Below are 6,397 nucleotides of genomic sequence, written 5' to 3'. Positions count from 1 at the left end.
CTGTCACCACCTGTCACCACCACTCGGTGACAGACCGAAAGACGCGCTGACCAGCACGAACACCCCGTCAGCTGCCTAGCTGTCACCGTGTCACCGCCTCTCGGCCCCTCCCGGCCACCAGCCAAGCCACCGGCACCAAAACGGCCCGCTGAGAGCCACACAGACAGTTTGGCCCTATGCCATACACCAACCCTGCTCGGATCTTGCGCTCACGGCGTTCTCAGCAGGCCGCCCAACGCCCTCCTGCCGCACAGCCCAACCGACCCTCTACACGCGACTCACGCCGACCGAAAGGCCCTCACCGTGCGACTCGTGACGCAGGATTCCTCACCGAGCACTACCGCTACGCCGAACGTGGGTGGCGCTATCCGTCTCTCGTCAAAGCCGTTCATGTCCACCGAGGAACTCGCCGACCTGCTCGACGTCGACCCGTCGACCATTCGGCGGTGGCGTACCGTCCCGCCCTTGCAGGGACCGCCGTTCATTCAGATCTCCGACCGGGTCGTGAAGTACGCGACGGCCGACGTAGAGCAGTGGCTTTCCGCCCGTCGCGTCTACCCGAAGGCGGCCTGATGGCCCCACCACAGCAACCACCGATCGGCGTACCGCTTGCATCCGATGTGGAGGTGCGAGCAGGCCGGGACCGTCCCTACCGGGCGCGGGTCCGGTGGGTCGACCCGACGACCAAGCGCCGACTATCCAAGTCGACGTCGGTGGCGACACCGGAAGAGGCGCAAGCGTGGATCGACGCAATGGTCAGCGCGGCGCAAGGTGGCGTCGACCCGGTCGCCGCGACAAAGCGACTAGCCGAGTACGGCGAGAGCGTGATGACGCTGGCGCTACGCGGCTTGGAACGGAAGACGCTCGATCCATACCTTGCCGGGTGGCGTAAGCGGGTGCTGCCGACCCTCGGTCATATCCCGATCCGCATGATTACCAACGGCGCGGTTGACCGGGCCGTACACGGTTGGATCACTGACGAGTGCAGCCGATCGACGGTCAAGAACAGCCTTGCCGTGCTGGTCCGAGTTATGCAACAGGCCGTAAGGGACGGCATCATTCAGCGCAATCCCGCGCAGGTTACCGGGTGGCAACGCGAGTACCAGCGAGCAGCGGACGAGTTGGACGACCCGCGCACGCTGGCTCTGCCCCATTGGGAAGCGCTGACAGGGCTTGCCGCCGCCCTGGTCGAACGGTCCACGAACCGGTTTTCCGGTTGGGGCGACGTGACGATGTTCGCCGCGTGCACAGCGGCCAGGATCGGCGAGGTTTCCGGCGTCCGCGCCGAGGACATCGACCGGGAAACGTGGATGTGGACCGTCCGCAGGCAGACCACACCCGGCCCCGGTGGCCTGATCGACAAGGGCACCAAGGGAAAACGCGCCCGGATGGTACCGCTGATCGAAGAGGTGCGACCGATCGTTGCTCGCCGCCTGGACTCGGTCGCCGAGCCGCACTCTCGACTCTTCACCGGGCCGCGTGGTGGACGGATCAGCACCGCCGTACTGCGGGACGCGACGCATTGGGATGAGGTGGTGACAAAGCTGGGCTACGAACACCTACGCCGGCACGACCTACGGCACACCGGCCTCACCTGGATGGCCGACGCCGGAGTGCCCGTGCACGTCCTACGGAAGATCGCCGGCCACGGGTCGCTGACCACGACACAGCGATACCTACACCCCGACCGGCAGTCGATCACCGACGCTGGAACAGCGCTCAGCGCTCACTTGAAGGCTCGCCGGTCCCCAAGTGGTCCCCAGCTACGCGCCGTCTAGATCAGCAAATCCCCACTGTTCCAGTACGAATTAAAGGCCGCCGACCAGGGTAAACACCCCGGTCGACGGCCTTTTTTCGTGCTGTCGGGACGGCCGGATTCGAACCGACGACCCCTTGACCCCCAGGACGACTCGCCACACGTCCACGCACGTCACGCACGCTATCCCTAAGATCAGGCCGTGCAGTCGACGTCGTGCCGCGCACCATCGCGCAGGCCGTGTGGTCCCCAGGTGGTCCCCGAACGCTGACACGCTCGGCGATCTCACCACACGGTTCAGGAAGGCAGGGCTAGGTGAAGTGCACCATCGAGCACCGCCAGAGGGCCCCCCTTGGTCCCCGGCGGACGATCGATCAGGAGACGCCGCCGCCGACCCCGTCCACATAGTCGTCGAGTTTGGCTAGATGGCTCCGTAGCTCTGGAACCAGGTAGTGCCGGTCTCCCCAAAGCGCTTGCAGCATGATCAGGGCGCTCTCGTATTCATTTCGCGCCTCTACATAACGACCATGTGCTTCGTAGCTGTGCCCCAGACAGTGGCGTTCAAACGCAAACTCATCTGCACCCGGCCCGTACTTCAGGGACAGAACCACGCACGCCCTGTGGGCGAACATTGACTCTGGCGAGCCGTATCCGACTGAGTGCCCGTACGAATGTAAAATTTCTCTGGCAAGTATCGGCCGTGGGCCATTAGCCCTTATGCCCCGGATTGCTCGTAAAACGTCACCGCGGGTGACACGGGGAGGAGACACATAGTCTTCATCTGGCTCCTGATCATCTTGAGCTTGGGACAAAGCTACTGCGATGTCTCGATACTCAAGCAGGCCATGGAGAGTGCTCGTAGGAGTAATGCACAGTGCCTCTGCGAGGTCTGCGCCTGAATCTGGCCTCCGTCCATCAATCGTCCGAGCCTGAAGGCGAGCTGCGCTCCACTGGCACCACCAGAATAGTTTGACAACCTGATCACGGTTATCCACGTCTTCAGCAATCGCCTCCAAAACGGCGACGACACCAGCCATGTCACGCAATACAAGGGCACAGTCCAGAGCAGCAAAGAGGACTGGGTCCCGGGTCCCCGTTACGTCTTCGGCCCGCATGGAGTGAGAGCGCCGAAGCTTCCTAAGACAATCGCATAAGCCGAGGACCGCAATAGCCAGAGCTATTTCGTCCTCGCTTGGATCGATTGATGCAAAAATCGAATGAGACGCCTTTATTATGAAGGAATTCAGCCGCGAAGGGAGAATGAAGTTGGGATCCTTCAGCGAATGTTCGAGAAGGTGTCTCTGTACCGCCTCCACAAGAGTGGCTAGGTGCGTGGCCCCAGAATCAGGGGCATTTAGTGGAGCACTCAAATCCGCGAGCATTTCGGCGCCCAGAACGGACGCCGCCTCCGCTGCCGCAGTGGCCTCATCTTTACCTGCAGCCAACCCTCCACCGGACCCTGATTTCGATAGCGTCAACGGGCGCAACATATCCGCGAGAGGCAGCTCGTTAATCGAGCCTTGCACGCGCAGGTGCCCATCTATCTGCGAACAGATGCGGCCAAAGTTCCGCAGATGCCTATCAACCACATCGGCATGTCGGGCTAGTTGGGAAAAGGACGGATCGGCTAGCAACTCTCGTATCTCTGCAACCACTTTGACGGGATCAAGAAAATGCTTTCCCCTAGCCGCCGCTACTTCAAGGGGACCGTAATAGTCATAGCAGGTCTGGACCAGCACCGCGCGCACCATTTCGGAAAACTCATCCGCATACAGCTCAGTAACTTTACATGACTTTGCATGGACCTTCAGGTGCCAATGGCAAGCCCCATGAAGAGCGAACATCGCTTCACGAAGGACCTGCTGCCGCGCCTCCAGTTGGCTACTTGGATGCGCGCGTCCTAGAACATAGAGGAGCCCTGACCTAAGGTGTGCCTCTCGACCAGGCTCTAGCGCTGGTCCATCCATCTGAAGTTGGCGCATAGTTTCACTTGCCACATGCCTGGCGTCGCTGAGGTGACCAACGTACAAAAGAATCTTGGCATGCTCAAGCTTTGAGATGTAGCCTTCCCAAAGGTCGACGGACCCTTGCTCTAGGCGCATTCTTAAGGCAGTCGAGCTTAGCCACCGAGCAAGTTGGCCCATTTGCAGCGAGGCCGCCTTCCTGGCCACGGCAGCCAAAGCATCGGAATCGGCTAGCGCGATCGCATGCGGCAGGACCTTCCCAACATCGCTAGATTTACTTTCTTTGATGGCTCTTATTAGTCCAGACCGCGCATGCTCTACTTCTTCGGGGCGCAATAAGCGACGGACCGTCTCTTGAATAAAAGAGTGCGTACTTATCGTGCTAGAAGATCTGTCAAACACTCCCCCGGTCCAGCTCGCGATCTGCTCTGCCTGCTTAATCGGGAGGCGTCCACCAGTTGCCGACTGCAACAAGTCAAGGGGCAGTGGCGCAGCGGCGCACACCGCCAGGACACCAAGAGTTTCACGCGCTTTTTCCCGCGAGGCCAGGAGTCTTTGCAGGTTGACGTTCACGGCAGCCACGGCTCTTGACGCCTGATACTCATTAGAATCTGCAAAGATCGCCAGCGGTTCTGCCTCGATATAATCTTCAAGGTCAATCATGCCGTCGCCCACAAGCTGACCTACGGCGAGCAGAGCGATAGGCAAACCACCGGTGAATCGGATTACCATCTTTGCGTCATCGACGGTCAAGTCCATGACCTCGGAGAGCCAGCCTAGTACATCAGGATCGCCGCCGAGTGGTCGTAGACGGAGGCAGCCGGGGGACCATGCTTGGGTATTTACAAGGAGGTGGTGAATCCCGAGATTTGCCGAGATGACGTTAAGCAAATCGGAGGTCACCGCAGTCATGTTGTCAACTACGACCAGACCTCTTGCTGGTGTCCGAGTAAGACGTGCAGCAAGCTCCTCAATAACGCTCCCCCTGCCCGCAGCTCGACCTTCGAGCGCTTGGGCAAGTGATAGGCGGAAGCTATTCTCGTCTGTTCCGTCTATCCACAGGATGAAGCTGTACGTCTCGGCGTTTTGGCGCGCAAACTCTACGGTCAGACGCGACTTTCCAACCCCCGAGGGGCCAGAAATCCAGCATACGTTTCCCGAGTCTAAGCGATGATACACGTTGGCAGGCGTGACATTAGCGGCAACATACGGCACGTTCCCGACTTCATAGGGAATACGCCAGCCAGCCCCTTCAAGACTTGCTCTAATACTTACAGAGTTATCACCGCCAGTGCTGGATGGCGCAACCGTCGCATAGTCACCCGTAATAACGATCCCGCCTATTGTGTCTGCTGATACCGCTCGGACCCCTCCCATAGGCGGAGGCACCCCCCTGGCAGATTGAGTGATAGCGCTGCGAGACGACTGCTCTTCACTGCCTTCAATAGAGGACGACGGACGCTCTGACTCATGACCTTGGATAGACATGAGCACTGTCGCCCGTTATCACTACACCAGATATCTCCTGAGCGCTGACGGCGCGCTCCCCCGACGCAGTAAAAGCAGCTCCCGGAACTCCAATTACTTGGGAAATCTCCGCTGCAAATTCCGGGTCTGCCGCAAAGAGCTTCCTCAACTGCAGACGTAAGGCGGCTGAAGCGTCAGGGTCGTGAGGATCGTCGGCCAGGTCTTCTATTGCGCTCTCAACATCAGTCGCACGCTCCGGTCGCTTGGTCAGCCTCTCGATGATTCGCCGGCCCACAGCGACCGTCGAGTCTGCCGCCACCTCTGCCGTCGTGGCCTGCACCCTCTGAAGTACCGCTCCCCCGTAGGCCCCAACCGCAGCCGTCAGGTAGGGCAACGCCGCTGCCGCTATGTCAACGTCCACATGTTCCTCCCGCATCTCGTGCCACCGAAGTGTTGCGATACAACTCGCCCTGACCTCACTCCAGGTGTTCGTTGATACCATCCGTCGGCAACACAGGGCTCATCAGCCTGGGCACGGAGCTGGCGCGGGGCCGCCCTCCGAGCGGCCAGCGCGTGGCCCCCTCAGGCCGCCACCCCAGCTGTCACTGAGGTTCAATGCGTTTCCCCACGTCACGATACGTCCGGTGACAGCGGTAACTGCGGTGACAGGTCGATGAGCACGGCGGGAATGTCTGTCAGCCGGATGACTTGGCCCGGACCGATGAACCGTCGCGCGACCAGCAGTCCGGCCTCGTGTGCATCGGTGCCGGCGTGGCTCGCCGAGGCATCCGCGATCAGCCACGGCGTGTAGTCGTGCTCGAAAGCGTCCACGGCGCCCTTCAAGACGCAGCTTTCGGTAGCGATTCCACAGAAGTAAAACTCTTCCCATCCGCGCTGCTTGAATAGCGCGACACCCTCGGGAGTAAACGGGCTGTAGATCCTCTTGTCAAGCATTACGCCCCGATCCAGGTACGGACGCAACTCAGGCACGAAATCGATTTCGGGGGAAGACTGGAGCCGTTGCCAGCCAAAGAACCGCTCGAAAGGGCTGCCAGGGTAGTTCAGGTACCGGGTGAAGAGCGTATCGCCACCGGCCGCCTGCCAGCGGCTCACCAAGTCGACAACGATAGGAACGACGTACGCTGACTGCTCCCGCACGAAGCCGTTTTGCAAGTCGGTCACGACAAGCACCGGGCGATCCGATGTCATG

The 6,397-nt window shown here is 60.5% G+C and carries 5 protein-coding genes; 2 read left to right on the top strand and 3 right to left on the bottom strand.

Annotation, left to right across the window (positions count from 1 at the left end; all coding sequences use genetic code 11):
• The first annotated feature begins 390 nt into the window (after positions 1-390).
• Entirely contained in the window at positions 391-573 is a 183-nt protein-coding gene (locus BMY89_RS28770) for a helix-turn-helix transcriptional regulator (RefSeq protein ID WP_092383477.1), read from the top strand.
• Positions 573-1,778, top strand: a complete 1,206-nt coding sequence (locus tag BMY89_RS28765; protein ID WP_092383475.1) for a tyrosine-type recombinase/integrase — start codon at positions 573-575, stop codon at positions 1,776-1,778. The genes BMY89_RS28770 and BMY89_RS28765 overlap by 1 nt, the downstream gene beginning before the upstream one ends.
• 352 nt (positions 1,779-2,130) lie before the next feature.
• Here BMY89_RS28765 and BMY89_RS30155 read toward each other — a convergent pair whose 3' ends face one another.
• From BMY89_RS30155 to BMY89_RS28755, 3 genes are all read right to left on the bottom strand, one after another.
• A complete protein-coding gene (locus BMY89_RS30155) occupies positions 2,131-5,097 on the bottom strand; it encodes an ATP-binding protein (RefSeq protein ID WP_332455119.1) in 2,967 nt (988 codons plus the stop codon).
• Positions 5,098-5,188: 91 nt separating this feature from the next.
• Positions 5,189-5,608, bottom strand: coding sequence for a hypothetical protein (locus tag BMY89_RS28760; RefSeq protein WP_198414168.1), 420 nt, complete (start codon positions 5,606-5,608; stop codon positions 5,189-5,191).
• 209 nt (positions 5,609-5,817) lie between these two features.
• Positions 5,818-6,396, bottom strand: a complete 579-nt coding sequence (locus BMY89_RS28755; RefSeq protein ID WP_092383497.1) for a cysteine hydrolase family protein — start codon at positions 6,394-6,396, stop codon at positions 5,818-5,820.
• Position 6,397 lies beyond the last annotated feature (1 nt).

Source organism: Micromonospora phaseoli (genome assembly GCF_900109115.1).
Classification (GTDB): Bacteria; Actinomycetota; Actinomycetes; order Mycobacteriales; family Micromonosporaceae; genus Micromonospora; species Micromonospora phaseoli.
Note: the sequence above shows the minus strand (reverse complement) of the source record. Positions and strands in the feature narration are given on the sequence as shown.

Excerpts from the sequence above, each read along its gene's own strand:
- BMY89_RS28770 (WP_092383477.1), top strand. The coding sequence starts at position 391 with ATGTCCACCGAGGAACTCGCCGACCTGCTCGACGTCGACCCGTCGACC.
- BMY89_RS28765 (WP_092383475.1), top strand. The coding sequence starts at position 573 with ATGGCCCCACCACAGCAACCACCGATCGGCGTACCGCTTGCATCCGAT.
- BMY89_RS30155 (WP_332455119.1), bottom strand. The coding sequence starts at position 5,097 with ATGGGAGGGGTCCGAGCGGTATCAGCAGACACAATAGGCGGGATCGTT.
- BMY89_RS28755 (WP_092383497.1), bottom strand. The coding sequence starts at position 6,396 with ATGACATCGGATCGCCCGGTGCTTGTCGTGACCGACTTGCAAAACGGC.